General features: G+C 44.3%; 30 protein-coding genes. 25 read left to right on the top strand and 5 right to left on the bottom strand.

Translation table 11 applies throughout. From position 1 onward, the window contains the following. Window positions 1-39 precede the first annotated feature (39 nt). The 3 genes from ctaG to ACRRQV_RS05475 all read left to right on the top strand — a co-directional run bounded on the left by ctaG (window position 40) and on the right by ACRRQV_RS05475 (window position 1,798). A complete protein-coding gene (gene ctaG / locus ACRRQV_RS05485; protein ID WP_432528496.1) occupies window positions 40-963 on the top strand; it encodes a cytochrome c oxidase assembly factor CtaG in 924 nt (307 codons plus the stop codon). A gap of 24 nt (window positions 964-987) precedes the next feature. Further along, window positions 988-1,449, top strand: a complete 462-nt coding sequence (locus ACRRQV_RS05480; protein WP_432528494.1) for a DUF420 domain-containing protein — start codon at window positions 988-990, stop codon at window positions 1,447-1,449. 154 nt (window positions 1,450-1,603) lie between these two features. Then, entirely contained in the window at window positions 1,604-1,798 is a 195-nt protein-coding gene (locus tag ACRRQV_RS05475) for a hypothetical protein (RefSeq protein WP_432528492.1), read from the top strand. 36 nt (window positions 1,799-1,834) lie between these two features. On the opposite strand, the gene ACRRQV_RS05470 is transcribed toward ACRRQV_RS05475, so the two are convergent. Further along, a complete protein-coding gene (locus tag ACRRQV_RS05470; RefSeq protein WP_432528490.1) occupies window positions 1,835-2,200 on the bottom strand; it encodes a YugN family protein in 366 nt (121 codons plus the stop codon). 141 nt (window positions 2,201-2,341) lie between these two features. On the opposite strand from ACRRQV_RS05470, the gene ACRRQV_RS05465 reads away from it, so the two are divergent. Continuing rightward, window positions 2,342-3,406, top strand: a complete 1,065-nt coding sequence (locus ACRRQV_RS05465; protein WP_432528488.1) for a CAP domain-containing protein — start codon at window positions 2,342-2,344, stop codon at window positions 3,404-3,406. A 3-nt stretch (window positions 3,407-3,409) separates the two neighbouring features. Here ACRRQV_RS05465 and ACRRQV_RS05460 read toward each other — a convergent pair whose 3' ends face one another. Continuing rightward, a complete protein-coding gene (locus tag ACRRQV_RS05460) occupies window positions 3,410-3,895 on the bottom strand; it encodes a PaaI family thioesterase (RefSeq protein ID WP_432528486.1) in 486 nt (161 codons plus the stop codon). A 74-nt stretch (window positions 3,896-3,969) separates the two neighbouring features. Between ACRRQV_RS05460 and ACRRQV_RS05455 the strand changes: the two genes are divergently transcribed. Continuing rightward, a complete protein-coding gene (locus ACRRQV_RS05455; RefSeq protein ID WP_432528484.1) occupies window positions 3,970-4,416 on the top strand; it encodes a YlbF family regulator in 447 nt (148 codons plus the stop codon). Window positions 4,417-4,521: 105 nt separating this feature from the next. Here the strand turns inward: ACRRQV_RS05455 and ACRRQV_RS05450 are convergent, their stop codons facing one another. After that, window positions 4,522-5,433, bottom strand: a complete 912-nt coding sequence (locus ACRRQV_RS05450) for a glycerophosphodiester phosphodiesterase (protein ID WP_432528482.1) — start codon at window positions 5,431-5,433, stop codon at window positions 4,522-4,524. A 206-nt stretch (window positions 5,434-5,639) separates the two neighbouring features. Here ACRRQV_RS05450 and ACRRQV_RS05445 point away from each other — a divergent pair, with 206 nt between their 5' ends. Then, entirely contained in the window at window positions 5,640-5,912 is a 273-nt protein-coding gene (locus ACRRQV_RS05445) for a YlbG family protein (RefSeq protein ID WP_432528480.1), read from the top strand. Here ACRRQV_RS05445 and ACRRQV_RS05440 read toward each other — a convergent pair whose 3' ends face one another. Next, a complete protein-coding gene (locus tag ACRRQV_RS05440; RefSeq protein ID WP_432528478.1) occupies window positions 5,913-6,293 on the bottom strand; it encodes a DUF7147 family protein in 381 nt (126 codons plus the stop codon). It lies immediately after the preceding gene. A gap of 86 nt (window positions 6,294-6,379) precedes the next feature. Between ACRRQV_RS05440 and rsmD the strand changes: the two genes are divergently transcribed. From rsmD to ACRRQV_RS05425, 3 genes are read left to right on the top strand one after another with little or no spacing between them, the layout of a single operon-like run. Continuing rightward, the gene (gene rsmD, locus ACRRQV_RS05435; protein WP_432528476.1) at window positions 6,380-6,955 is read left to right on the top strand and encodes a 16S rRNA (guanine(966)-N(2))-methyltransferase RsmD; all 576 of its coding nucleotides are present in this window, start codon (window positions 6,380-6,382) and stop codon (window positions 6,953-6,955) included. Then, entirely contained in the window at window positions 6,948-7,427 is a 480-nt protein-coding gene (coaD, locus tag ACRRQV_RS05430) for a pantetheine-phosphate adenylyltransferase (protein WP_432528474.1), read from the top strand. Before rsmD ends, coaD begins: the two co-directional genes overlap by 8 nt. A 55-nt stretch (window positions 7,428-7,482) precedes the next feature. Continuing rightward, the gene (locus ACRRQV_RS05425; RefSeq protein WP_432528472.1) at window positions 7,483-8,508 is read left to right on the top strand and encodes a SepM family pheromone-processing serine protease; all 1,026 of its coding nucleotides are present in this window, start codon (window positions 7,483-7,485) and stop codon (window positions 8,506-8,508) included. Here ACRRQV_RS05425 and ACRRQV_RS05420 read toward each other — a convergent pair. Then, entirely contained in the window at window positions 8,481-9,695 is a 1,215-nt protein-coding gene (locus ACRRQV_RS05420; protein ID WP_432528470.1) for a nucleotidyltransferase, read from the bottom strand. The genes ACRRQV_RS05425 and ACRRQV_RS05420 overlap by 28 nt on opposite strands. A gap of 126 nt (window positions 9,696-9,821) precedes the next feature. Here ACRRQV_RS05420 and ACRRQV_RS05415 point away from each other — a divergent pair, with 126 nt between their 5' ends. From ACRRQV_RS05415 to murD, 16 genes are all read left to right on the top strand, one after another. After that, a complete protein-coding gene (locus ACRRQV_RS05415) occupies window positions 9,822-10,355 on the top strand; it encodes a YceD family protein (protein WP_432528468.1) in 534 nt (177 codons plus the stop codon). A gap of 24 nt (window positions 10,356-10,379) precedes the next feature. After that, a complete protein-coding gene (rpmF, locus tag ACRRQV_RS05410) occupies window positions 10,380-10,553 on the top strand; it encodes a 50S ribosomal protein L32 (protein WP_432528466.1) in 174 nt (57 codons plus the stop codon). A gap of 79 nt (window positions 10,554-10,632) precedes the next feature. Continuing rightward, entirely contained in the window at window positions 10,633-11,391 is a 759-nt protein-coding gene (locus tag ACRRQV_RS05405) for an enoyl-CoA hydratase/isomerase family protein (RefSeq protein ID WP_432528464.1), read from the top strand. A gap of 162 nt (window positions 11,392-11,553) precedes the next feature. Further along, window positions 11,554-12,459, top strand: a complete 906-nt coding sequence (locus ACRRQV_RS05400) for a hypothetical protein (RefSeq protein WP_432528462.1) — start codon at window positions 11,554-11,556, stop codon at window positions 12,457-12,459. Between the two features lie 240 nt (window positions 12,460-12,699). After that, window positions 12,700-14,049, top strand: coding sequence for an acetyl-CoA carboxylase biotin carboxylase subunit (locus ACRRQV_RS05395; protein WP_432528460.1), 1,350 nt, complete (start codon window positions 12,700-12,702; stop codon window positions 14,047-14,049). Then, window positions 14,046-14,261 (top strand): acetyl-CoA carboxylase biotin carboxyl carrier protein subunit, encoded by a 216-nt coding sequence (locus ACRRQV_RS05390; protein ID WP_432528458.1) that lies wholly within the window; start codon window positions 14,046-14,048, stop codon window positions 14,259-14,261. Before ACRRQV_RS05395 ends, ACRRQV_RS05390 begins: the two co-directional genes overlap by 4 nt. 30 nt (window positions 14,262-14,291) lie before the next feature. Next, complete coding sequence (locus ACRRQV_RS05385; RefSeq protein ID WP_432528456.1) at window positions 14,292-15,842, top strand: acyl-CoA carboxylase subunit beta; 1,551 nt, start codon at window positions 14,292-14,294, stop codon at window positions 15,840-15,842. A gap of 86 nt (window positions 15,843-15,928) precedes the next feature. Beyond that, window positions 15,929-16,786: a 2-dehydropantoate 2-reductase gene (locus tag ACRRQV_RS05380; RefSeq protein WP_432528454.1), complete on the top strand. Its 858-nt coding sequence runs from the start codon at window positions 15,929-15,931 to the stop codon at window positions 16,784-16,786. A gap of 3 nt (window positions 16,787-16,789) precedes the next feature. After that, complete coding sequence (locus ACRRQV_RS05375) at window positions 16,790-17,179, top strand: DUF3397 family protein (protein ID WP_432528452.1); 390 nt, start codon at window positions 16,790-16,792, stop codon at window positions 17,177-17,179. A gap of 164 nt (window positions 17,180-17,343) precedes the next feature. Then, window positions 17,344-18,963, top strand: a complete 1,620-nt coding sequence (bshC, locus tag ACRRQV_RS05370) for a bacillithiol biosynthesis cysteine-adding enzyme BshC (protein ID WP_432528450.1) — start codon at window positions 17,344-17,346, stop codon at window positions 18,961-18,963. Between the two features lie 146 nt (window positions 18,964-19,109). Next, a complete protein-coding gene (gene mraZ, locus ACRRQV_RS05365; protein WP_432529470.1) occupies window positions 19,110-19,541 on the top strand; it encodes a division/cell wall cluster transcriptional repressor MraZ in 432 nt (143 codons plus the stop codon). Between the two features lie 22 nt (window positions 19,542-19,563). After that, a complete protein-coding gene (gene rsmH / locus ACRRQV_RS05360; RefSeq protein ID WP_432528448.1) occupies window positions 19,564-20,502 on the top strand; it encodes a 16S rRNA (cytosine(1402)-N(4))-methyltransferase RsmH in 939 nt (312 codons plus the stop codon). A gap of 12 nt (window positions 20,503-20,514) precedes the next feature. Continuing rightward, on the top strand, window positions 20,515-20,874 hold the full coding sequence (ftsL, locus tag ACRRQV_RS05355; RefSeq protein ID WP_432528446.1) for a cell division protein FtsL: 360 nt from the start codon (window positions 20,515-20,517) through the stop codon (window positions 20,872-20,874). Continuing rightward, entirely contained in the window at window positions 20,871-23,225 is a 2,355-nt protein-coding gene (locus tag ACRRQV_RS05350; RefSeq protein WP_432528443.1) for a penicillin-binding protein, read from the top strand. The genes ftsL and ACRRQV_RS05350 overlap by 4 nt, the downstream gene beginning before the upstream one ends. Window positions 23,226-23,249: 24 nt before the next feature. After that, window positions 23,250-24,218, top strand: coding sequence for a phospho-N-acetylmuramoyl-pentapeptide-transferase (mraY, locus tag ACRRQV_RS05345; RefSeq protein ID WP_432528441.1), 969 nt, complete (start codon window positions 23,250-23,252; stop codon window positions 24,216-24,218). Continuing rightward, window positions 24,219-25,583: a UDP-N-acetylmuramoyl-L-alanine--D-glutamate ligase gene (murD, locus tag ACRRQV_RS05340; RefSeq protein ID WP_432528439.1), complete on the top strand. Its 1,365-nt coding sequence runs from the start codon at window positions 24,219-24,221 to the stop codon at window positions 25,581-25,583. It begins immediately after the preceding gene. The last annotated feature ends 12 nt before the right edge of the window (window positions 25,584-25,595 follow it).

The raw sequence follows: 25,595 nt of genomic DNA, 5'->3' as shown, positions 1-25,595 counted from the left end.
ATATAATGGGGGTACCTAAGGAAAAGGAGGTACGTAGACATGCCAATAAGTATCTTCGGATTCCAGGCGTTGTGGAGTCCCGTTTATTTTGGAGTTCTCGTTCTTATAACGATTTTATATTTTTTGGTCTTAACGAAATGGCGAGGGAAGTTTAAAGACAGCGAACCGTTGAAGAAAAAGGAAGCGGCTCTTTTTGTTTCGGGGATGGTGCTGTTGTATGCAGTAAAAGGCGCACCGACCGATTTGCTTGGCCACATTCTGTTTAGTTTCCATATGGCGCAAATGGCAATTCTTCTTTTGCTGATTCCGCCGATGTTCATCATGGGAATTCCAGCATGGGCGTGGAGAGCGTTCATAAATCTGCCGGTAGTCAAACCATTATTCAACTTTTTCAGCAGACCGATGCTGGCAATTATTTTGTTCACAATGGTTTTCTCGTTCTACCACATCCCGCTGATTTTTGACTTTGTGAAACAAGGAGTCTTGATTCATGGCGTGGTCAACATTATCCTGTTTGTATCGGCCATATTTTATTGGTGGCCAGTCGTTAATAATTTGGAAGGCATGTATAAATTCCATGGCTTAAAAAAATTGGGTTATCTTTTTGGCTTGAGTGTGTCGTTAACACCGGCATGTGCGTTGATCATTTTTGGCGCAAATCCATTTTATGCAACGTATACGCAAGGGGAAGCTTGGCTGCAAGCGATGGCTTTGTGCGTACCGTCGGGAACTCTTTCTCAACTCGGGTTGTCTGGCCCAGAAATGTTTTCAAGCATGACGCCGCTAGAAGACCAGCGGACAGGCGGCATCGTCATGAAAGTATTGCAAGAACTTGTCTTCACACTCTTTTTATGGCTGGTCTTTTACGAATGGCTGCGCAATGAAAATGACAATGCAGACGAAATTACAGCAAAAGCTTTGCGCGACCGTGAATCGATGGCTTACCACAGACACAATGCGTAATGAATTTAAAGGGGATTTAAGCAGATGAATTTGCCACTATTACCGACCATTAGTACATTTTTTATCGTTTTAAGCGCTGTGTTTGTGGCCATTGGCTGGAATTTGATCCGCCGCCGCAAGATTGACGCGCATAAGAAAGCCATGCTTGCGGCAGGAGCCTCGGCATTGACGTTCTTTATCATCTATGCCTCCCGCACTGTTTTTATTGGCAATACGGCTTTTGGAGGCCCTGATGATATTAAAATCTTCTATACGGTCTTTTTGATTTTCCACATTATTTTAGCAACTGTAGGCGGTATATTAGGCGGCGTCAATATTTGGCTAGGCCTGACAAACCGTCTTGAAAAGCACCGGAAATTGGGGCCGCCTGCAAGCGTTATTTGGTTCTTCACCGCAATTACTGGTGTCATGGTCTATTCGCTGCTTTACGTAATTTACGAAGGCGGAGAAACCACGTCGGTATTCAAAGCCATTTTAGGTGGTTGAGTAAAAACGGGAATATTGAAAGCATTTGTAAAGTGTAGACATAATTCATTTATGAATTGTGTCTCTTTTTCTGGCTGCAGTTTACGCGCTTCAAAAACGGCCTTTCATGAATTCTCCTGAACATTAACGAATTTAATAAAAAAGGAGAGAGCATATGGAAACTTTCATCACGTATTCACCAATTCTCATCGTATTCTTTTTAGCTGCTCTCGCTGCTTTATTCATCGGGTTAATACTAAGGCAATTAAACAAATCCGAAAGTAAGAGTGTGGATAAAAAAAGAACTGAAGAAGTTGAAGATGCCCACAAAAGAAGTACAAATAGTGATAATGAAAATAAAAAAACATGAAAAAACCCGCAGTTCACAATGAACTGCGGGTTTTTATTATGCCTTTACTTCGAAAGATTGAACTTCCGCTTTAATCGTTTTTAAAATTTCAGCACAAGTTTTGATTAAGTGCTCTGGGAAATGCTCGTCTTCGCCATATTCTACACCGAATGGATAGTAGTATTTGCCAAGAGCAGGCTTCATCACTTTAAGAAGAGCATCATTTGAATCAATATCGCCTTCTACTGCATAAGCGAAGATGCGCAAATAATATGTACCTTCCCGAATAATGAATTTACGGTCGAAAGTTACTCGTTCGTAATCCCATTGGCCTTCTTTTGTTAAACCGTGCTTGGTCATGATGTGATCTAGTAATGTAAAGTCTACACGTATGTCTTCAAGTCCTGTATTCTCAAAATACATAGGATCTCCTCCTCTATACAAAGCTGACTAAATGCTCCTTTAATAATAGATCAAAATTACAGTTGTTGCAATGACAAGATTGTGTCAGAATACAGACGGCTGGTATAATTAAGCATAGAACTCATTTAAGGAGCTGTTCCATTGAAGGACTTGTTGCGCATTTTGTTTGTTCTATCAATTATTCTTCTCGTATTCTTTTATTTTGATAGTCCAATCAATGAGAATGAAACATTAGAAGCACCAAGAACAAAAGATCCGCTGCCGGCACATGATATTGTGGAAACCCCGCTTGATGTGCAGCGGCCAACAGAAGGGATTTCCACGTACATTGGCAATTCTTCCGACAGTTGGCTGAGGGATTATGGGAAGCCAGACAGAGTTGAACCCTCTGCTTTTGGCTACGAGTGGTGGGTTTATAACAGTTCTTATTCTAAATACGTCATGGCAGGCGTTAAAGACAATAAAATCGTACAAGCGTATACCGCAGGAACTGCTACTGACGCCGCGCCTTATGAAATCGGCCAGTCCTTGGATGATATATACCGTTTCACTATTTTTGAAAATGAAGTTACGGTTAAATACGATTCAAGCATTTATACGTTTAGCATGCGTGCAGAAGATTTAAACAAACAAGTGCTTGTTAGTTTCGAAGGGGTCTATGCCCAATTGTATTTGGACGAAGAAGAACGAAAACTAGAAGCGGTGCGTTTTATGGATGCAGAGACGCTTGTTCGGCATCGCCCTTATGACATGATGTATTCCGGTGAATTGCTGCCGATGGAGACGCCTTCTTCGAGCCTCCAGCAATCCATTGACGAAGCCAATGCGAAGCAAGTGGTGGACTTGACGAATGTTTACCGGCTCCACCATCAAAAAACCCCTTTAACGGTAAATTCAGCTATTGCTTCTATTGCTGAAATGCATAGCCAAAATATTGCAAAGCAAGACTTTACGGCGGAAGAATTGGAAATCAAAGATTTGAAAGATCGGCTGTCAGAAGCGAATATTTTATTCAAAGAAGCAGCGGAAAACACGGCCACCCAATATTTTGACGCGGCCGAAACCGTACACGCATGGATCAATTCTTCCGACCACCGGGATACGCTTTTGTCCAGTGAGTTTAATCAAATCGGCGTAGGTGTGTTCGGCAAGTATTATACGCAGGACTTTGTCTATCAAGAACCGGCAAACGCCCAAAATCCGTAACCCTTATTCCGGCTTAGGGACAATGAAAAATGAACCGGTGGCGGTGGCGATGTGTTTGCCGTTTTGTTGAAGGATGTTTCCTTCAACAACGATGGTATGTTTGCCTTGCCGAATGATTTTCGCGTCAGCGCTTAATACGTCTTCATCGGCAACCGTTAAATAGTGAATGGTCAAGTTGGTCGTCACAGCCCCAAAACCGGCCGGACATTTGCTGTTGGCCAACGTCCCCATTGCAGTATCAAGCAGCACAGCCAAAATGCCGCCATGCGGAATGTCGATATTATTGTGGATAAATGGAGTATTTGGCAATGAGACGGTGCACGAATCTCCATCGATGCTTCTGATCATGTTTAAGCCGGCGCTTAAATAGGTCGTGAATTCTCCGTTCTGCTTTTTCTCGAAATTTCTGATAAAATCGCCGAGAATTTTCAAATCTTCAGGTGTCCCGTTATCGATGATGCGCTGGAATTGTTCGGTTAAGTGGTTCATGGGGCCAATCCTTTCAAATTGTATTAAAAATTTTTGTTTTCTGCTATGATAATACCGTAAAGGAGGAGATCATCATGATTATGACCTATGACTGGTCTTTAATAGCAGACTCTGCTGATGAACTGAGTGAAATGATAATCGAATCGGAGCAAGCAAAGCTTTACCAGGAAGCTTATCGCGCCGTATATAATAATAAAGATTTGGCTAAAAAGATTTACGATTTCGCCAAACTAAAAGAACAATATGAAGAAGTGCAGCGGTTCGGGAAATACCACCCCGAGTACAGCCGGGTCATGAAGCAGATTCGCGTCGACAAAAGGCAATTGGATTTGAATGAGCAGATCGCTTCGTTGCGCCTTGCGGAAAACGAATTGCAGGATTTGATTGACCAAGTTAGTTTTATCATTGGGCGATCCGTTTCCGAAGCCGTAAAAATTCCATCAACCAATCCGTTTTTCTCTTCCGATTCCTCGTGCGGCGGAAGCTGCGGAACCGGTGGAGGCTGTTCATGTTCAGCGTAATATAGAAAAGCGAAAGCGCCTGTTTAGCTCTGACCGGCATAAGACAGACCGGCTGTTTAATAAAAAGCCATAAAAAAATGTGCAAGGAAATCCTTGCACATTTTTTTATTTGCCTTCAGCTTCCGCAATAATGCCGACAGCTAAATCAGGCTGGTCCGTGATGATTCCTTTCGCACCGGAAGCAAGAAGTTTTTCCATCGCAAGAGGCTCGTTGATTGTCCAGTAATGGACCGGAACATTCAAATTGTTTAAAAATGAAATGAACCGTGGTGAATCTAACCGAAACACAGAAGAGCGAATGGGGATTTGAAAAACATCTGCACGGGGATTGTATAAATGCCCCAATTGGCTATTATAAGCGGCATAAGCTTTTTTAATTTCATTCTCTCCAGCGCCAAGCGCCACACGGTTTTGTGCGTATAAGTTAAAGCGGTCGATTTGTTCGTCGTAAAAGCTGGTCACAACGACGCGGTCTTCTGCGCCGAGCGATTCGATCAAGCGCCATAACTTAGAAGGAATGAGGCTGCCTTCGTAAGTTTCAGGCGAATCTTTTATATCGATATTGACGTACATATGCGGGAAAGCTTCGAGAAGTTCTTTTAACAAAACCACACGTTCGCCCATTCCGCGATAAGAATAGCGGCCATCGGCATCCACAAAATGATAGCCAAGGTCAAATGTCCGCAGTTTGGCAAGAGACATTTCTGCGACTCTGCCGGCGCCGTCTGTTGTCCGGTCGATAAATTCATCATGGAATACAAGAATTTCTTCATCGTTTGTCAACCGTATATCAATTTCAAAACCGTGCACGCCCAATTCCGCAGATTTAGAGAAAGCGGCCATCGTGTTTTCCGGAGCTATTGCAGATCCGCCCCGGTGTGCTAGAACGATTGGAAAGTCATAGCTTAAAACTTTTTTTTCGGGCCTGATTTGCGGGTTTGAAAGGGCTTTTGATCCTGCCCAAGCAGCTGCGCTGACCGCAACCGCCGCCAACCCAATTTTTGTTTTTTTGCCCATCTTAGAAAGTACCCCCTTGAAATAGAACTAAAGACATTATAGCGAATATCGGCAGATTTTGTCATTTTTAAATAGTGCCACTTTTAGGCGGCATTGCACTAAGACCTTTTACAGCCAGCGCAAAAGACCCCGCCTGGCCAGGCTTACCAGGTTGCGGCATTTTTCTCTCCTATGGTATTCTAGAAGCTAAGAAAAGAGGGATAGTTATGCGTGACCGACAAGGCTTAATCGTCTATGTGCATCATTTAAAGCAAGCAAAATCGCTGCGCAAATATGGACATGTGCATTTTATTTCAAGGAAATTGAAATATGTCGTGCTGTATATGGATCAAGATGTGATTGAAAGCACAAAAGAAAAACTAATTAAACTGCCATATGTAAAACAAATTCTTGAATCACAGCGTCCGTTTTTGAAAACAGAATACGAAAACGCCAAACCGGACAAAGCGAAGGAATACGATTATAAAATTGGTTTGTGATTATTGCATAGGCGGGATAAAGTGATTAAGCCGTAAAATCGCAATCAAATGGCTAAAGTAAAATTGTTTTTCCACATAGATGGAAGAATGTTTAACATCCATTTTCTGCGGGGTATGGCCCAAAGTTTGAATGGCTTTTTCAAAAATCTCCAGCCGTTTTGAATTTAAGGGAATGCCTTCCCGGCATATGTAAATGGGCATGAAATTGCCTTCTGTGGCCGGCTTAAAAGCAGCTGCTACAGAAAGCACCGGCTTGCCGCTCGGATCTTTCGATTCAAAAATAAAGCCGTGCATAAACCGATTTGAATTTGAGTTGATTAATTCTTGGAGTTCGTATATGTCTCCATATCCTTCTCCTAGTTCAATAAAACGCTGTATCATGTTGTGGTACACGTCCTTTCCATTCTTTATTTTATCATTACAGGGAATGGAATTCCTAAGAAAATAGCTAATAAGAGGCGATTAAATTGCGGGTTGTAGCAGGAACAGTAAAAGGGCTGCCATTAAAGGCGGTTCCGGGCACGTCTACAAGGCCCACGACAGACAAAGTAAAAGAATCCATTTTTAATATGATCGGCCCATTTTTTGATGGCGGCAATGCGCTGGATTTGTTTGCCGGAAGCGGCGGATTGGGAATTGAAGCGCTGAGCAGGGGCATCGACCGGGTGATTTTCACGGATAAGGACCGGAAAGCGGTTGAAACTATCCGTTTTAATTTGGAAAAGACGCGGTTGAAAGAGCGGGCGGAAGTGTATTGCACCGACGCCGACCGAGCGCTGAAAGCCATGAAGAAAAAAGACATCAAAGCGCGGCTCTTGTTTTTGGACCCGCCCTATCATTTGGAAAAGTCCTACGAACTGATGGACAAAGCGGCAGAGCTTGGCATCATGACGACGGATTCGATTGTCGTCTGTGAACATGCCAGCGAAGTCGAATTAAAAGACCACACCAAATATTTCGATCGATTCAAAAAAGAGCTGTACGGAAGCACCATTATTTCAATTTACCGCTATCGTGAGGAAGAGGGAGCAGAATTTGAATAAAATCGCTGTAGTGCCAGGAAGTTTTGATCCAATAACGATGGGCCATTTGGATATCATCAAACGGGCATCTGCCGTTTTCGATGAAGTCAAAGTCGTGGTCATGAACAATTCGTCCAAAAATCCACTTTTCAACGTAGATGAGCGGGTAGCGCTGATTCGGGAAGTGACGGGTTCGATTTCCAATGTGGAAGTGGATTCGTTTTCCGGCTTGCTGATCGATTATTCGGTCGAAGTCAAAGCCAATGCCATTATTCGCGGTTTGCGCGCGGTTTCGGATTTTGAATACGAGATGCAAATTACATCGATGAACCGGTTTTTAAACGAAAATATTGAAACTTTGTTTATGGTTTCCAACAACCATTATTCGTTTTTAAGTTCCAGCATTGTCAAAGAAGTGGCAAAGTACCAAGGCAACATCACCGGGCTGGTGCCAGAAGCGGTAGAACGAGCACTAAAGTTGAAATTCCAATAAGTCACGGATTCGTGGCTTTTTGTTATTGGGCTGAAAATGAAAAGAGGAGAAGTGCATGAAAAACAAAAAATTGGTCTCATTGCTTGTGGTGGCGGCCCTGGCCGTTTTTTTGTCTACTTACCGGCTAGACCTTTATATAACCAAGCCGGGAGGCGCCTATGAACTTGCGCCTTTGGTTCAAGTAGAAGGCGGAGATGAAGACGATGAGGGAAGCTTAAGCCTGATGACGGTATCCATGCTGACTGCCACCCCAACGTTGTATGTGTATGCAAAATTTCAGGATGGCTATAAAATATTGCCGCCTGAACAAGTGCGCAGCCCCCATGAAAGCGATGAAGAATACAATATCCGCCAACTCAAATTAATGTCGGATTCGCAAATAAATGCCTTGCAGACGGCTTTTGAAAAAGCGGGAAAACCTTATGAAATCAGCAATGCCGGCGTTTTTGTCATGAATGTATTAGAAGGCGGGGCGGCAGACGGAATTCTTTCGCCGGGAGACCGCATTATCTCCATTGACGGCAAAAAATTCACAACGATGGATGAATTTGTGGGTTATTTGACTGGCCAAAAAGACGGGCAACAAGTCGAACTCGTATTTGAACGAAACGACAGGGATATTACTGAAACTGCCAAATTAGCACCGCTTCCAACAGAGCCGGAACGCATCGGCCTTGGCATTTCATTTGTAGAAGACAAAAAGATCAGCACTACGCCCGAAGTGGAAATTGATTCTGAAAAAATCGGCGGCCCTTCAGCCGGATTGATGTTTACGCTTGAAATTCTCAATCAGCTGCTTGATGAAGACATCACGAAAGGCTATGATGTTGCAGGAACAGGCACCATGGAGAATGGCGGGAAAGTGGGCAGAATCGGCGGCATTGACCAAAAAGTCATCGCGGCTGACAATGACGGCGTCGAAATTTTCTTTGCACCGGACGATGAAGCTGCACACGGAGCCGAAAGCAATTACGCACTGGCCAAAAAGACGGCAGAAAAAATAGGCACGGACATGAAAGTCGTGCCTGTGAAAACGGTAGATGATGCACTTGCTTATTTGGAGGAGCTGGATCCGAAATAAAGGGGCGGCGTGGTGAATTCTTTTTTCATCCCGCTTATTCCCAAACCAAGCATGTATATTGTGCTCGCATGAATATCGAGTTTTCCCATCGCATCAGCCAAGTCGGCAGCGCGGCTGATAAGGGGAAGGCCGATATTCTTTTTTTGTTGGTTTAAATAATGGCGACCTGCTTCGGTCATGCCGAGAAGCCGCAAATAAGATGGTGATTCAAACGAACGGAGCTGCTCCCAAGTGAAGCCGGTCAAAATATGGGTCATCATTCGCTGAATGCGGGTCCGCGTAAAACGCTTTGATTTTACATGGCCAATAAACCCTTCAAGCGTTTTATGGATTTTGGCCGCTTCAAAGATTAAATTCTCAATGCCTTCCGTCACTTCGGCAAATGCTTTTAAACCATCGGACCGTTCCCGCAAAATCGTAAAGCGCAAGAGCGGGTAAAAAGTTTCCCAGCTGCCGAAAGTTCCTGCGTCCGAATGAAAGCGAGTTAAGGCTTCAATGGAAGAGGTGGGCATAAAAGCCGCTAAGTCCTCGATGGAACCTTCTTCAAAAAAAGCTTTTCGGATGCCTGTCGCACTCGCGATGGTCACGCCTTCTTCAACTGGATCATGGTAGTTGGCCCCAATGCGCTGAATCGTCAACGGCTGAATGGCAGCCCCTCTTTTTTTTGCCGCTTCTATGTAATGAAAACCCAAAATGTTATTAGGCTGCGTCAAGTTGGCATACTCCTGTTTATTGCCTGTAAGAGCTGTATAAGCAAGGTTTAACGCCTTTGGATAGCTAATGCCTGTCTGAACCGCTTCGTGAATCATTTGCTCGTAAACGGCCCGCTGATCGTTTAGAAGCTCATGCGAGTTCAAAAATGGCTGGATGTGGCCTTGTTCACTGCCAAAACAGAACGATTCGCAGCCGATGGCATCTAAAAGCGCAATGCCGCCTTTTGCAAAATCGGCTGCTTGGGCAGTGGCATAGACATAAGGCAATTCAACTACCACATCAACGCCATTGGCCAACGCCATTTCTGTCCGCGTCCACTTGTCGGCAAATGCCGGTTCTCCCCGCTGCAAAAACTGGCCGCTCATGGCGGCGACGACAATATCGGCGCCGGAAGTTTCCCGGGCTTTGGCAGCGTGGTGCAAATGGCCGTTATGGAATGGGTTGTATTCGACGATAATGCCCGTTGCTTTCAATTAAACCACTCCTTTGTTAAACTTATGTTTAGTATATAGTTGCCGGGAATCGTCTGACAAGATTTTATCTTGACATCTTTTTCTGGACATTATATAATCAACTTTGTTGTCTTGAGGTGAATACTTATGAAAATGGCGATTCAACAGCTTCAAAAGCATCGCAAAGACGGAATGCCAATTGATGAATTCGTCCAGTTGGATGCAGTGAAAAAACGGAATAGCGATATTCGGGATGTTTCACCTATGCACGTCACAGGACATTGTACGATTGGTTCGCAACAAATTACGTGCAGCCTTCGACTCGAAGGCAAGTTGATCTTGCCTTGCGCACGAACTTGGGAAGACGTTGATTTTCCTATTGACATTGAATCGGTTGAAATCTTTTCTTGGTCTGAAAAAGACAGAGGAAGCAAAGACGATAATGTTCATTTTGTAGAAGCTGAAACAATTGATTTACAGCCAATACTTGAAGAACTAATTTTGTTGGAAATCCCGATACAAGTTTTCAAGGATGACGCCGATCAAGCCGTTATTAAAGGCGGCGAAGACTGGTCGTATTCAACTGATGAGCAAGTGGAAGCCGAGAAAGAAGCAGCACCGCCAAAACCGGATCCAAGACTTGCTGATTTAGCCAAGTATTTTGATCAGTCAGATGAATAGAATTATTGTAAGGAGGTGTCACCAATGGCTGTACCAGCTAGAAGAACGTCCAAAACCGTTAAAAGAAAACGCCGTACACATTTCAAATTGTCAGTGCCGGGCATGGTAGCTTGCCCAAGCTGTGGCGAATCGAAATTGGCTCACCACGTCTGCAAAGCATGTGGATCATACAAAGGGAAAGAAGTAGTAAGCAAGTAAAACAGTATTTGCTTCTAAAAGGCTATTGAGAGGCCATGGCTCTCGATAGCCTTTTTCTCTATCTATAAGGAGTGGTTGGATGTCCTATAAACTCGAAATCTCCGAAAAAATCATGACGTTTACGATCAATCGGCCTGATATTCGCAACGCCATCAACGATGAAGTGATGGAAGGGCTCGAAGAATTGATCTCGCAAGCCAAGGCGAGCGACATTCACCTGGTGGTCATCACAGCAGCCGGCAGCCAGGCCTTTTGTTCGGGCGGCGACTTATCGGTGTTTCACGAATTGAAGACAGAAGCTCAGGCTTATCCGATGTTAAGAAGAATGGGCGATGTCTTATATGGCATCAAGACCTTGCCTGTGCCCGTTATTGGCATCATTAACGGTGCAGCGGTGGGCGGAGGCTGTGAAATAGCCACAGCATGTGATTACCGGCTTGTCCAAGCGCATGCAAAATGCGGATTTATTCAAGGAACGCTCGCCATCACGAGTGGATGGGGCGGCGGCACGTATTTGTTCGAAACGCTGCAGCATGACCGCGCACTCCGAATGCTGACCGAAGCACGCGTTTATTCGGCAGAGGAACTCAAAGAAAACGGCTGGGCGACCGAAGTGGTGCGTTCAGAAGAAGACATACATACTTTTATCACGTCTATGCAAAAAGTTAGGCCGGAAGTGCACATGGCCTACAAATCCATGGCGATCCGCAAATGGCGAGAAACTGATCTAAAAGGCCGGGTTGAAGCCGAGATCAAACGCTGTTCGGAGTTATGGGCAGAAGATGCTCATCACGAAGCAGTAGATGGGTTTTTGAATAAAGGAAAGAAAAGCGAATAAAAGGCATTAGCGAAATCCCATGGACATTCGGTCCGTGGGATTTTTTTGTGTTTTCAATTTACTTTTCGTGCTGAATGGTGTTTCATTAAAGGAATAAGGCAAATAGATTAGTATAATAAATAATGTAGTTCGAACTATTCAGATGGGAAATGGGGAATTAGGTTGAAGAAAAAGGTTAATGCACTGGCGAAAAAAGCGGCAGTTGCAGGTCTTGTTACGGCAATAGCGATAAGCGGTGGAGCAGGAAGCGCGGTCGCCAACAGCACAGCAATTCATCCATTAGAGAAAATCCATCCTGTAAAGCAATGCACTAAATACCCGGAAAAAGTAATGAGAGTTATTCGCATTAGTTTAGGCGCTGATGCGAAATCAACGAAAGTGGATGCGGTGATACAAGACATGCCGAAAGCGCAAGTGATGGACCGCTATTTGTCGTCATTTGGCAAAAAGCTTAATGGAAGCGAAGTGCGCCAAGCAGTGGAAGAAATCTTTGAGATCGATCTCAATTTTATTTCGAAAAAAAATTATGGCAGCAAGTTGGCCATTTACCCAACCTCCATTATGGAAAGCTTGCGTCTTTCATTCAAAGAAAAGCCTGCTTCGACAAAACAAGACGCCCGCATCATGAAGCTTTCGAAAAACGAAGTAATGGACCGATATATAAAACAACATCATTATCGTTTAACGGGGACAGAAAGCCGTGTGTTGATCAATCAAATATTCGGCGTAAACTTAGATGGAATTTCCACTCTAGAGCATTCGCAGCTAGCCATCAGTTCGAAAGGACAATGGATTTTAAAAAGCGATACGGATTTATTTATTTTAGAATCCAGTTTGGATGATGTAGGTGTGTCCGTATACGCCACCAACTATTTTGAAAAAGTGACAGGAAGCAGCAAGTTGCCCGAGTCCTTAATAAGCAAACTAACGAACATGGGTTTTACTTATAACGAAAAAACCAAGCTTCTTAATTACAAGAATCCAACTAATGAATCAGTCCCGGACGCATTTAAGGGGCAAGTTTTAGGAATAATCGTCGGCACAATAAACGCGGAATATAAAAAATAACAACAACCTCAGGGCATCAAGTGACAAGCTTGATGCTTTTTATTTTTTAATAGGGAATTTATTTTATCGTATGAAAGCATTTCTTCGTGTAAAAGGAGGAGCTCGAGTAAACCGCGAGCAGCGCAAGTAATTCCACACGAGCTCCTACTAAAGAAAGAAAAAAATTTAGCCAATAGTTGAAATCGCTTACAAAATTCGTATATGCTAGAGGAGGGAGAAAAACAGGGGGGTACTTCATAGATGAAAAAAATCCTGATTGCAAACCGCGGCGAAATTGCACGGCGCATTATCCGTACATGCAGCCGCCTTGGAATTGAAACCGTTGCCATCCACTCAGAGGCTGATGGGGATCTGCCTTATACACGTGAAGCAACGGAAGCAGTATTGATCGGGCCAAATCCGGTCGTCCAATCTTATTTACAAATGGATAAAATTATTGAAGAAGCAAAAAAACGCAATGCCGAGGCGATTCATCCCGGTTACGGGCTGTTGTCCGAAAACGCTGAATTTGCCCGCAAAGTGGAACAAGCAGGACTCGTTTTTATCGGTCCGCAAAGCGACATCATTGAAAAAATGGGCGATAAAATTGAATCGCGCAAAACAATGATCGAAGCCGGCGTCCCGGTTGTTCCTGGGACAGAAGAAGGCACAAAAACACTTGAAGAAGCATTAGAAGCAGCGGAAGGGATCGGGTATCCCGTCATGTTGAAAGCGAGCAGCGGCGGCGGTGGAATCGGAATGGTCCGCTGTGAAAATGAGCAAGCGCTCAGTCAACAGTTTGTGTCTGTTAAAAACCGGGCGAAAGCCTATTTTGGCGATGATGTCGTGTTTTTGGAGAAATACATTGCGGATGCACGGCATATCGAAGTTCAAATATTTGGAGACCACCAAGGCAACATCATTCATTTATATGAACGAAATTGTTCGGTGCAGCGGCGCAACCAAAAAGTCATAGAAGAATCGCCGTCTCCGCATTTGCCGCAAGATGCGCGTGAGCGTTTGTGCGACGCTGCGATCCAAGCAGCAAAAGCGGTCAATTACACGAATGCCGGAACCGTAGAATTCATCGTCGATCAAAACAACGATTTTTACTTTTTAGAAATGAACACGCGGCTTCAAGTCGAGCACCCGGTAACGGAACAAGTGACCGGCTTGGATTTGGTGGAATGGCAGCTGAAAGTGGCTGCTGGCGAATCGCTGCCTGCGCAAGAAAGCATCGAGTCGAAAGGACATGCGATTGAGTACCGCATTTACGCGGAAGACCCAAAAACGTTCTTCCCGTCGCCCGGCAAGCTTGAGAAAATTGAATGGGGCAAAGATGCACGCATCGAAAGCGGCTACGAAGAAGGAAATGTGGTCACGCCTTTTTACGATCCGATGATTTCAAAAGTTATCATTACGGGAAGCGATCGCATCGAAGCGCTGACAAAATCACAGAATTTTTTCAATCATGCTACAATAATAGGCGTAAAAACGAACATTCCACTGTTCAAGGAATTTGTGGAATCGCAAGAATTTGTATCCGGCGACTACGCAACTGCGGTATTGCCGGCATGGATGGATAAAACAAAGGAGGAAAAAAGAGTATGAAAGAACTTAAAGCATCAATGGCAGGAACGGTATTAAACGTATTAGTGGCAGAAGGCGATGTCGTGACAGCTGGACAAGCTGTCATTACGATCGAATCGATGAAAATGGAAATCCCGGTTGAAGCGGAAGTCGGCGGAACTGTCGATAAAATCCATGTGGAAGTCGGCGGTTTTGTGAACGAAGAAGAAACATTGCTGACGCTTGGGGAATAATCACGCAGTGAATGCAAAGGGGATATCAACATGACGAAAACGACTGAAACGACCGGCTATAATGAGCGCCTGGAACAAAAATTGGCGACGATTTTTGCCGGCGGCCATCCAAAATACCACGAAAAAATGAAAGAAAGCAATAAATTATTTGTTCGTGACCGTTTGAGATTGTTGTTTGATGATGAAAACTACGTAGAAGACGGCCGTTTTGCCAATGTTGAAGCTGGAGACCTTCCGGCGGATGGTGTAATAACAGCTATTGGCAAAGTCAATGGCCAGACCGTTTGCGTAATGGCCAACGACTCGACGGTAAAAGCCGGGTCTTGGGGCTCACGCACGGTTGAAAAAATCATCCGCATCCAAGAAACGGCCGAAAAAATGCAAGTGCCGATGCTGTATCTGGTCGATTCAGCTGGCGCCCGGATTACCGATCAGTTGGATATGTTCCCGAACCGCAGAGGCGCGGGACGGATTTTCCACAATCAAGTAAGAATGTCCGGAATGGTTCCGCAAGTTTGTTTGCTATTTGGCCCTTCTGCAGCAGGCGGCGCATACATACCGGCGTTTTGCGATATCGTCATCATGGTTGAAGGCAATGCTTCGATGTATTTGGGTTCTCCTCGCATGGCGGAAAAAGTTATCGGTGAAAAAGTGACGCTTGAAGAAATGGGCGGCGCCCGCATGCACTGTACTGTCAGCGGCGTCGGCGATGTCTTGGTGTCGACAGAAGAAGAAGCGATTTCTGAAGCTCGCCGCTACTTGACGAACTTCCCAGCTAATTTTGCAGCTAAACCGGAAAGAATTGCTGGCAAAGCAGCAAAAGCGGGACGTACGCTTGAAGCCATCATTCCGGAAAATCAAAACGCGCCATTCGATATGTACGAATTGATTGACCAATTGGTTGATGAAGGCAGCTTTTTTGATATCAAAAAATTATTTGCCGGCGAATTGATCACAGGAATCGCCCGGATCGACGGCCAAGTGGTCGGAATTCTGGCAAACCAACCGAAAGTAAAGGGCGGTGTATTGTTTGGGGATTCCGCCGACAAAGGCGCGAAGTTCATCAACTTATGCGACGCGTTCTCGATTCCGTTATTGTTCCTTGCTGACGTTCCGGGCTTTATGATTGGAACGAAAGTGGAACGCGCGGGCATTATCCGCCACGGTGCGAAATTTATCGCAGCAATGAGTTCTGCTACAGTGCCGAAAATTTCCGTCATCGTGCGAAAAGCATACGGTGCAGGACTTTATGCTATGGCTGGCCCAGCTTTTGAGCCGGACGTATGCATCGCGCTCCCAACGGCTCAAATCGCCGTTATGGGACCGGAAGCGGCAGTCAATGCCGTGTATTCCAATAAAATCGAAGCGATCGAAGATCCAAAAGAGCGCTTGAAATATGTTCAGGAAAAACATCAAGAATACAAAGAAGAAATCGATATTTACAAATTGGCTTCTGAAATGATCATTGATGAAATCGTAGCACCCCACGAACTCCGAAGCGTGTTGGCCCAACGCCTGGAATTTTACGAAACAAAAGATTTGCCGATGCCATATCGTAAACATGCCGTTAATCCGGTATAATTGTTTGTAGTAAAAGAAGTCTGCCTTTAAAGGGCAGGCTTCTTTTTTAAGAAACAGTTTAGCGGTGATAGTAAAGGAGTGGTTTTATGAAGTTTGCGGTTATAGGAGCGGGAGCCGTTGGTTTGTTGACCGCTTGTTTGTTAAACGAAGCAGGCCATGACGTGCAAGTAATTGCGCGGAGACAAGAACAAGCAGAAGCAATCAATGGACAAGGCATTTTAAAAGACAAGAAGGTGTTTTACGTGCCGGCGTCTGTCGGCTTGGAAACGATTCCTCCGGAGGCTTACGTAATCATAGCCGTCAAGTTCGATGCAATAGAAAGCTTGCTGCCTGTTTTGCAAAAACACGCGTTGGACAATCCGCTCGTCTTTTTGCAAAACGGCATGTTGCATCTTCAAGCGGTAAAAAAGCTGCCCCAAGCAAACATTGCAGCTGGCAGCGTAGAACACGGCGCTTTGAAGATCAACGACCGCGAAATTCGGCATACCGGAAATGGCATGTATAAATTGGCGTTGTTAAAAGGCGATCCTGAAATGTTTCTGCCGTTGACAAATATTAACGGCTTGAGCGCAGAGTGGCACAAAGATGCCGATCAGCTTTTATTCCGCAAAGTGCTGCTTAATTGTTTGATCAACCCGTTAACTGCATTAACCGGCTTGAAAAACGGGGGATTGCTGACGAATCTGCATGCCTACGAAATGTTGACGAACTTGTACACCGAGCTGTACAAAGCGTTCCCGGAAATCGAAACGCTGTTGCCGTTTGAACAAGTAACGGCTCTTTGTGCATCCACTGCCCAAAATACATCGTCGATGCTCGCGGATAAACTCGCTGGCCGTAAAATGGAATTAGACACGATTATTTTATACACACTCAAACGCTCACCGATAGAACTGCCGGTGCTGCGGACCCTTTATCAGTTATTAAAATCAAGCGAGGTTTAAGTCATGATCATTCTTCAGACCATCGGCACCGTTTTTATTTTTGCACCGTTTATCGCTTTTGTTTTAGTTTTTCTCGTGGCGCGGAAACTGCTCGGCCGGAAAGCGTTTGAATTGGCCGCAGACCTGACCACTTTATTGCTGTTTTTTTCGGTCCCGATCTTGATTCATACCCTATGGAACGTTGAAACAGGGGCCATTGTTTGTTTTATTGCCCTGCTGCTTGCCATTGTATTTTTGATTATGGAATGGAAACGGTCAAAAGAGTTGTTGATCCTAGGGTTTTTCCGCAAAATGTGGCGGATGTATTTTTTGCTTTTATCATTTTCCACTGTCAGCATTTGGATGGTGGGGCTTGTCTACACGGTCAGTCGTTTTTTAATGTCCAGTTATTGATTCCGTCAAACCTTTTTGCCTAGACCAACTCGCCATGGCAGATGGCATAATAGCCGAAAGGTGAAAAACGCAGTCGTATTTCTATTTGAGCTTAATGTTTTTTCAAGTTTGCCCTTCTCTGCTATAGTAAAAGTGAATGTAAAGGGAAAAGGGGATTTTTTTTCATGAGGCTAGAAGAACAATATGCGATTCCACCAAGCAAGTTGATGCAACACTACATAAATGGCGAGCATACGATTCGCCGTTATTTTACACATGAACCGTCTATGGAAGCGTTGGCGGAGCGGCTGGAAACGCTTCGCAACCACGGAGCAGACAGAGAAAAACTTGCCGGCATTTTGCGGAATTACATGGGTGCCCGCGAAATTTCTCCAGCAGCGGAAGCTCATTTGGCTGACTTGGAAAATGGAGCGCCAGTTGTGGTGACCGGCCAACAAGCCGGCCTTTTGACCGGGCCTCTTTATACGGTTCATAAGGCGATTTCTGTCATTGTTTTAGCGAGACAAGCGTCCGAACAGCTGGGAACAAAAGTGGTCCCTATTTTTTGGATTGCAGGAGAAGACCACGATTTAGCGGAAATCAGCCATATGTACCGGGAAGTCAATCACCGCATAGATAAATTGAATTTTCCTCATACTGAATATGGCAAACACTCTGCTTCGACGGCCATTTTAAATAAAGAAAAAATGCATGGCTATTTGAATGAGTATTTCCGCAGTTTGCCGGAAACGGAACATTCCAAAAAGCTTCACGAACTAGCCTTTGGTTTTTTGGAAGAATCGCAAACATATACGGATTATTTTGCGGCGTTTCTCAATTACTTTTTTAAAGAAGAAGGCCTTTTGTATATCGATGCCGCGGATTCCAAGCTTCGGCAATACGAATCCTCTTACTTTGTGAAAATGATCGAACGTTCCGAAGCGATTGCGGAAAAAGTGTACACAGCTGAACAAGCGCTTGTGACGGATGGCTACAGTGCCGTAATAGGGGCAGAAGCCCAAGCGGCGAACTTGTTTGTCACCGTAAATGGTGAACGGATTTTGCTGCAGCGCGAAGACGATCTGTTTGTTGGCAACAACGGAGCTGTGTCGTTTTCTTTTGATGAATTGATGGAAGTTGCAAAAACTGCCCCTGAACGGTTGAGCAATAACGTTGTGACGCGGCCGCTTATGCAAGAACTGGTTTTTCCGGTTTTGACATTTGTCGGTGGCCCCGGAGAAATTGCTTACTGGGCCGCGTTGAAAGGCGCGTTCACTGTTATGGGAATGGAAATGCCGGTGATTATGCCTCGCCTAAGCATGACGCTCGTCAATCGGCAAGTTCAAAGTTTGCTTGAAAAATACAAACTTACTTTTGGCGATGTTGTGAACGGCCGTGAAATTGCGGTGCTGCGGAATGAGCTCTTGGAATCTGTGCGTGAACAGGAAGCCGAGTCGCTCGTTGACCAGCTGCAAAAAACGCTGCAAAAAGAGTACCAAAAAATTGATGAACAGTTTTCGAAAGTAAGCAAAGGACTGGCCCCTCTCGTGGAGAAGAACCTGCAGATCCACTTGAAGCAATTGAGTTTTTTAAAGCATAAACTTCAAGATGAAGTGCTGCTGCAAAACAGCACCCAGTTTAACCATTACGCATTAATTGAAAACGAACTTTTGCCAAACTACGGTTTCCAAGAGCGAATATTTACGCCTTTCCCTTACATGAACGAGTACGGAATCGACTTAGTGAAGGATCTTTTGCAACTGCCGATTCAATATGACAAAAATCACAAAATCATCTATTTTTAACCATTAAAGTCTGCCTCGGCAGGCTTTTTTTGTCTCAAGAAGATATTATGAGATAAAATTCTGTAACATTCATGAAATATTTCAAAAACAAGTGGTGGGAAGTGGGGGATTGTGGTACATTAATTACATTAAGTGGGGTGAAGGGAATGTTCATGGGAGAATATCAACATAGTGTTGATGCTAAAGGTCGATTAATTATACCGGCAAAATTCCGTGAACTACTTGGCGATAACTTTGTTATCACCCGAGGCCTGGATCAATGCTTATTTGGCTACACAATGGATGAATGGACGAAGATCGAAGAAAAGCTGAAAGAGCTTCCGGTCACTAAGAAAGACGCACGTGCATTTACACGGTTCTTTTTCTCGGGCGCCACAGAAGTGGAGCTTGATAAACAAGGGCGCGTCAACATTCCATCAACATTGCTTTCATATGCGCAACTTGAAAAAGAATGCATCGTCCTAGGAGTATCCAATCGTTTTGAAATATGGGCAAAAGATTCATGGGAAAAATATTTTGCTGATTCCGAGGATTCATTTAATGACATTGCAGAGAATTTGGTAGACTTTGATTTTTAAAAAATTGAACGGGGGGAATGGATTGTTCAACCACACCACGGTTTTACTCCAAGAAACTGTCGATGGACTGAACATTCGTCCTGATGGCATTTATGTGGACTGCACGCTAGGCGGAGCAGGGCATAGTGAATATTTGGTACAGCAGCTTTCGGATGAAGGCCATCTTTTTTGTTTTGACCAAGACGCAACAGCGCTTGCGCATGCGAAAGAGAAACTGCAAAAGTACGTACATAAAATCACCTTTATCCACGCAAACTTTAAGTATTTAAAAGAAGAACTTGCTGCGCGGGGAATTGAAAAAGTGGACGGCATCTTGTACGACCTGGGAGTTTCTTCTCCTCAACTGGATACCCCGGAAAGAGGATTCAGCTACCACAACGATGCGCCTCTCGATATGAGGATGGATCAATCAGCCGACTTAAGTGCTTATCATATTGTCAATGAATGGGCTTTTGAAGACCTCGTTAGAATTTTTTACCGTTACGGAGAAGAAAAATTTTCTAAGCAGATTGCCCGGAAAATTGAAGCAGCTAGAGAAAAACAGCCAATCGAAACGACAGGTCAATTAGTTGAGTGCATCAAAGATGGAATTCCTGCATTCGCAAGACGGACAGGCGGACATCCAGCTAAACGGGTGTTTCAGGCAATCCGCATTGCAGTAAACGATGAATTAGGCGCAGCTGAAACTTCTTTGCAAGATGCCATTGAATTGTTGGCAGCAGGAGGACGCATCAGTGTGATCACGTTTCATTCGCTAGAAGACCGGCTTTGCAAGACGATATTTAAAGAAGCCTCTTCGCTGCCGGATTTGCCGCCGAATATGCCGATGATTCCAGAAGGCATGGAACCAATTTTAAAATTAATCACGCGTAAACCAATTCTTCCTTCTGAAGAAGAATTAGAACAAAACAATCGCTCGCGATCAGCTAAGTTGCGCATCGCGGAAAAAATCAAAAAGTAAGGACGTGTACAAATGGCGTTGAATGCAGTAAAAGAAACTTACATACAACAGCCGGCCGTTCCTCATATTCCGGATCGGCAGCCGGTTATAAAAAAACGTGTAATAACGAAAGGTGAAAAAGTATTGTATTTATCTTTCCTAGCCGTTTTTGTATTGTGTGCAATTTTGATTCTTCAAAACCAAGCCGCTATACAAGCATCGACTCAAGATATTCAAACGATTGAACAAAAAATCGATGAAAAAGCGAAGCAAAATTCTGATCTTGCTGTACAAGTGAGTGAACTTTCTAAATATGAGCGCATTATGGCAATAGCGAAAGAAGCTGGCCTAAAATTAGATGGGCGTAATATAAAGGTAGTGTCACCGCAATGAAAAAAAAGTTTCGATTTCAATGGGGAGCCTTTCTGCTGTTTTTAGTTTTTGCAGGGCTCTTTTTCCTTTTGTTGGCTAGAATTGTGACAATTCAAGTAACAGGGCAAGTCGAAGGCCAGGAACTTGCAGCGAAAGCAGCGGCTAAATACAGCCAAGAAGAAGTGCTGAAAGCGGAAAGAGGAAAAATCCTCGACCGCAACGGCGATACAATTGCCGAAGATACGTTGACTTATAAGATCGTAGCAGTGCTTGATGAATCCGCTACCCAAAAAGCGAGCGATCCTCGCCATGTAGTGGACATTGACCAAACTGCGGCGCTCTTGTCGGAGCATTTAGGAGCGCCAAAAGAAAAAATCATGGGGATTTTGGAAAACGGCGTTAAAAAGGATTTATACCAAGTGGAATTCGGGTCAGCTGGACGGGAAATAAGCCATACGAAAATGAAAGAAATGGAAAAAGAAGACCTCCCAGGTATTTTGTTTGTCCGTGATTTAAAGCGACTTTATCCAAATGGCGCTTTTGCTTCGCATTTAATCGGATTTGCTATGAAAGAAGAGCTTGATGATGGGCAAATGGTAACAAAAGGGAAAATGGGTCTTGAAGCGATTCATGATGAGGTGTTAACTGGAAAGAACGGCAAAATGGAGTTTAACACCGATAAATGGGGCTATTTGCTGCCAAATAGCGAGTCGGCTGTAACGCCGGCTGTTGATGGCTCAAACGTCCATTTGACGCTGGATAAGACTTTGCAAAACTTTTTGGAAGAAGCGATGACTAGTGTGCAAAAAAAATATTCGCCTAAGCGAATGATTGCGGTCATTGCCGATCCGAAAACAGGGGAAATATTGGGGATGTCTCAACGGCCGACATTCGATCCGAATACACGAGTTGGCCTTTCTGACAACTGGTTGAACGAAAGCATCGAATTGACGATAGAACCAGGGTCTCCAATGAAAATGTTTACGGTGGCATCCGCCATCGAAGAAGGAAAATGGGATCCGAATGCTTATTACCAATCGGGAAGATATCAATTCGGCCCTGATTCCATCGGCGACCATAACGGCGGACGAGGATGGGGCTCCATTACATTTTTGGAAGGAATTCAACGCTCCTCTAACGTATCCATGGCTTATTTATTGGAACGCATTGGGCCTGAGAATTTCCTGAAGTATATCGATGCATTCGGATTCGGAAAAAAAACAGGCATCGATTTGCCGAACGAAGCTTCTGGTAAAATTTTAAGTGACTATAAAAGCAACATTGTGACTCTGACTTATGGTCAAGGTTCGACTGTGACTCCAATTCAAATGATTCAAGCCGCATCAGCGATTGCTAATGACGGCATCATGATGAAGCCATACGTCATCGACCAAATTAAAAACCCGGACACCGGCGAAGTGACGGTGCAAAGCAAACCGGAGCAGGCGGGACAACCGATTTCTGCAGCAACTGCGAAGCAAGTGCGTGAAATCCTGGCTTCGACGGTAACGTCGGAACACGGAACGGCTCAAGGTTTTGCGCTTCAAGATTATACTGTTGCTGGCAAAACCGGAACAGCACAAATTCCAGGGGCGGACGGCCGCTATATGACCGGTAAAAACAATTATTTGTTTTCTTTTTTAGGCATGGCGCCGGCAGAAGATCCGAAACTGCTTGTTTACATCGGCATCCAGCAGCCGCAATTGCCTGCGGATGAGATCGGTTCAGTGCCGGTTTCAAGAATTTTTACTTCCGTTATGGAAAATGGCTTGAAGTACATGAACATCAAGCCGGCAGGAACAAAAACGTCCACTTTAATAAAGTTGGAAAATTACGAAGGCCAATCTTCTAAGGAACTTGCGGCGGCTATGGCGAAAAAAGGTGTAAATACTGTCATTACAGGTACTTCTGGACAAATAATGGATCAATACCCGGCAGCAGGAGAAACAGTTTTAGAAGGCGGCACCGTGATTTTAAAAACTGCCGGGCAAAGCGTCCTGCCTGATTTTACGGGCTGGTCGAAACGGCAGCTCTTAGCTTATCAATCGCTGAGCGGACTTTCTTTGGAAATCGCCGGACAAGGATTTGCGGTCAGCCAAAGTTTGTCCAAAGGATCAAAAGTGGCTGGAAACGAACCGGTCGTAGTTCAGCTTCAGACACCGGAAGATTCATATAAAAACAAAATGGCGGACGGTCCAGAAGGCATACCGGAAGAAGGCGCAGATTCCACTGAAGGAACGGCTGAGACAACAACAGAAGAACCGATTCAAGAAGAAACTATTCAAGAAGAAAATAGCCAAGAAGAAGTAGAAAACGAAGCAATCGAAGAAGAAATCACAGAAGAAGAAATAATAGAGGACACCTCAGGTTGATCTCGTGTTAAAAGGAGCTTTTTTATGAACGTGGATATGTTGCTAGGTTTGGGACTTGCTTTAGTGTTGACTGTAATTTTAATGCCGCTTTTCATTCCTTTGTTGAAAAGAATGAAATTCGGCCAAAGCATTCGTGAAGAAGGGCCGCAGTCCCATATGAAAAAAACAGGCACCCCGACGATGGGCGGCCTCGTGTTTTTAATCTCAATTATCGCAACAACAATCATTGTTGCAATGATCGCTGACTTGCTGACATCGGAAGTTTGGGTACTTCTTCTTGTTTTGCTCGGATTTGGATTGATCGGATTTTTGGATGATTTCATCAAAGTGGTGTTAAAAAGAAACTTAGGATTAACATCGCTTCAAAAATTGGTGGCGCAAATCGTCATCTCCGTCATTTCCTTTTTCTTGCTCAGCGGTGTGGATTTTGACACAGCTTTAATCATTCCGTTCACGTCAATTTCAATTGAATTGTCCGGTTTGTATGTGCTGTTCATCATTTTTTGGCTCGTTGGCTTTTCCAATGCCGTTAATTTAACGGACGGATTGGATGGGTTGGTTGCGGGTACTGCTTCCATAGCGTTTATCGCATTTGGCGTACTTGCGCTTCATCAGGACGAAATGGGCATTGCGCTGTTTACGTTCTCCGTTGCCGGCGCATTGCTAGGATTTTTGGTTTTCAACAAATACCCGGCAAAAGTTTTTATGGGAGACACGGGTTCTTTAGCTCTTGGCGGTGCTCTCGCCATGGTGTCGATTTTGCTGAAGCAGGAATTTTTGCTGCTCGTAATCGGCATTGTGTTCGTAATCGAAACCTTATCCGTTATTTTGCAAGTAGGAAGTTTTAAATTAAGAAAGAAACGCATTTTCAAAATGAGCCCGATTCATCATCACTTTGAATTGGTCGGGTGGTCTGAGTGGAAAGTCGTTACTGTATTTTGGCTTGTTGGCCTTGTGGCTGCATTGATAGTGGTTTTGTTGGAGGTAATGTAAATGAAAGAATTAAAGCATGTTTATCAGAAAAAAATACTTGTGCTCGGATTAGCAAAAAGCGGGTTTACAGCTGCGCGATTGCTGCATAAATTAGGCGCTTTTGTAACGGTCAATGATTCGAAGCCATTCGAAGAAAATCCGGAAGCGCAAGAATTATTAAACATGGGTGTGACGGTCATTTGCGGCCGCCATCCAGAAGATCTGTTAGATGAAGGCTTTGAAATCGTTGTAAAAAATCCGGGAATCCCTTATACGAACGTCATTATTCGTTCGGCGGTAGAAAAAGGAATCCCGGTTTGGACCGAAATTGAGCTTGCTTATTTGATTAGTGAAGCACCATTCATCGGAATCACTGGATCAAATGGCAAAACAACGACAACAACGCTTTTGTTCCATATGCTGAACCAAGATGAAAAAAATCCGTTAATAGCCGGGAATATCGGAACCGTGGCGAGCGGTGTAGCGGAAAAGGCGACTTCAGAAAACGTTATCGTGACTGAACTTTCTTCTTTTCAATTGAAAGGAACCGTTTCGTTCCGGCCGCGAATTGCGATCATTACCAATTTATACGAAGCGCATATTGATTACCATGGCACAGTTGAAGATTACAGAGAATCAAAAATGAAAATTGTGCAAAATCAAACCGAAGACGATTATTTCATTTATAACGCCGATCAGCCTTCGCTTGTTGAATATGCTAAAACGTGCAAAGCACAGCTAGTTCCGTTTACGCTAAAGGGCAGAACTGTACATAGCATCAGTGCAGATGGCGAATTCATTTATTGGCAAGGAGAACCCATCATTGAACGATCCAAAATCATGCTGGGCGGCCAGCATAATTTGGAAAACATTTTGGCAGCTACTGCAGCCGCCTTGTTGTGGGGAGGCACGGTGGAAACTATTTCCCGCGTGCTGACGTCCTTTACTGGGGTAAAACATCGTTCCCAGTTTATCGTCAACTGGAAAGGCCGCAAGTTCTATAACGATTCAAAAGCGACAAATGCATTGGCGACGAAAAGCGCTCTTGAAGCGTTCCCAGGAAGCATCGTCTTATTGGCGGGCGGACTGGAACGCAACCATTCGCTTGAAGAACTTCGCCCTTATATGGACCGTGTGAAAGCACTCGTTGCTTTCGGTGAAACCGCTGACCGTTTTGCCGGTTTTGCAGAAGAATGCGGTGTATCAAATATTGCCAAAGTCAACACGATGCACGAAGCGGTAAAACAAGCGATCAGCCATTCAGCAAGCGGTGATACCATTTTGCTGTCGCCTGCCTGTGCAAGCTGGGACCAATACGATAGTTTTGAAATTCGGGGAGATGCTTTCATCGATGCAGTCAAGCACTTGACGGAAGCGAATGATTAAAAGATAAGGAGC

The organism is Planococcus sp. YIM B11945, assembly GCF_050864155.1.
Lineage (GTDB): Bacteria > Bacillota > Bacilli > Bacillales_A > Planococcaceae > Planococcus.
The sequence above is the reverse complement of the archived record's forward strand: the minus strand, read 5'-3'. Positions and strand labels throughout refer to the sequence as shown.

Bases quoted from the DNA above. Each gene is read 5' to 3' on its own strand.
- ctaG (WP_432528496.1), top strand. From the start codon at position 40: ATGCCAATAAGTATCTTCGGATTCCAGGCGTTGTGGAGTCCCGTTTAT.
- ACRRQV_RS05480 (WP_432528494.1), top strand. From the start codon at position 988: ATGAATTTGCCACTATTACCGACCATTAGTACATTTTTTATCGTTTTA.
- ACRRQV_RS05475 (WP_432528492.1), top strand. From the start codon at position 1,604: ATGGAAACTTTCATCACGTATTCACCAATTCTCATCGTATTCTTTTTA.
- ACRRQV_RS05470 (WP_432528490.1), bottom strand. From the start codon at position 2,200: ATGTATTTTGAGAATACAGGACTTGAAGACATACGTGTAGACTTTACA.
- ACRRQV_RS05460 (WP_432528486.1), bottom strand. From the start codon at position 3,895: ATGAACCACTTAACCGAACAATTCCAGCGCATCATCGATAACGGGACA.
- ACRRQV_RS05455 (WP_432528484.1), top strand. From the start codon at position 3,970: ATGATTATGACCTATGACTGGTCTTTAATAGCAGACTCTGCTGATGAA.
- ACRRQV_RS05450 (WP_432528482.1), bottom strand. From the start codon at position 5,433: ATGGGCAAAAAAACAAAAATTGGGTTGGCGGCGGTTGCGGTCAGCGCA.
- ACRRQV_RS05445 (WP_432528480.1), top strand. From the start codon at position 5,640: ATGCGTGACCGACAAGGCTTAATCGTCTATGTGCATCATTTAAAGCAA.
- ACRRQV_RS05440 (WP_432528478.1), bottom strand. From the start codon at position 6,293: ATGATACAGCGTTTTATTGAACTAGGAGAAGGATATGGAGACATATAC.
- ACRRQV_RS05425 (WP_432528472.1), top strand. From the start codon at position 7,483: ATGAAAAACAAAAAATTGGTCTCATTGCTTGTGGTGGCGGCCCTGGCC.
- ACRRQV_RS05415 (WP_432528468.1), top strand. From the start codon at position 9,822: ATGAAAATGGCGATTCAACAGCTTCAAAAGCATCGCAAAGACGGAATG.
- rpmF (WP_432528466.1), top strand. From the start codon at position 10,380: ATGGCTGTACCAGCTAGAAGAACGTCCAAAACCGTTAAAAGAAAACGC.
- ACRRQV_RS05405 (WP_432528464.1), top strand. From the start codon at position 10,633: ATGTCCTATAAACTCGAAATCTCCGAAAAAATCATGACGTTTACGATC.
- ACRRQV_RS05395 (WP_432528460.1), top strand. From the start codon at position 12,700: ATGAAAAAAATCCTGATTGCAAACCGCGGCGAAATTGCACGGCGCATT.
- ACRRQV_RS05390 (WP_432528458.1), top strand. From the start codon at position 14,046: ATGAAAGAACTTAAAGCATCAATGGCAGGAACGGTATTAAACGTATTA.
- ACRRQV_RS05385 (WP_432528456.1), top strand. From the start codon at position 14,292: ATGACGAAAACGACTGAAACGACCGGCTATAATGAGCGCCTGGAACAA.
- ACRRQV_RS05380 (WP_432528454.1), top strand. From the start codon at position 15,929: ATGAAGTTTGCGGTTATAGGAGCGGGAGCCGTTGGTTTGTTGACCGCT.
- ACRRQV_RS05375 (WP_432528452.1), top strand. From the start codon at position 16,790: ATGATCATTCTTCAGACCATCGGCACCGTTTTTATTTTTGCACCGTTT.
- bshC (WP_432528450.1), top strand. From the start codon at position 17,344: ATGAGGCTAGAAGAACAATATGCGATTCCACCAAGCAAGTTGATGCAA.
- mraZ (WP_432529470.1), top strand. From the start codon at position 19,110: ATGTTCATGGGAGAATATCAACATAGTGTTGATGCTAAAGGTCGATTA.
- ftsL (WP_432528446.1), top strand. From the start codon at position 20,515: ATGGCGTTGAATGCAGTAAAAGAAACTTACATACAACAGCCGGCCGTT.
- ACRRQV_RS05350 (WP_432528443.1), top strand. From the start codon at position 20,871: ATGAAAAAAAAGTTTCGATTTCAATGGGGAGCCTTTCTGCTGTTTTTA.
- mraY (WP_432528441.1), top strand. From the start codon at position 23,250: ATGAACGTGGATATGTTGCTAGGTTTGGGACTTGCTTTAGTGTTGACT.
- murD (WP_432528439.1), top strand. From the start codon at position 24,219: ATGAAAGAATTAAAGCATGTTTATCAGAAAAAAATACTTGTGCTCGGA.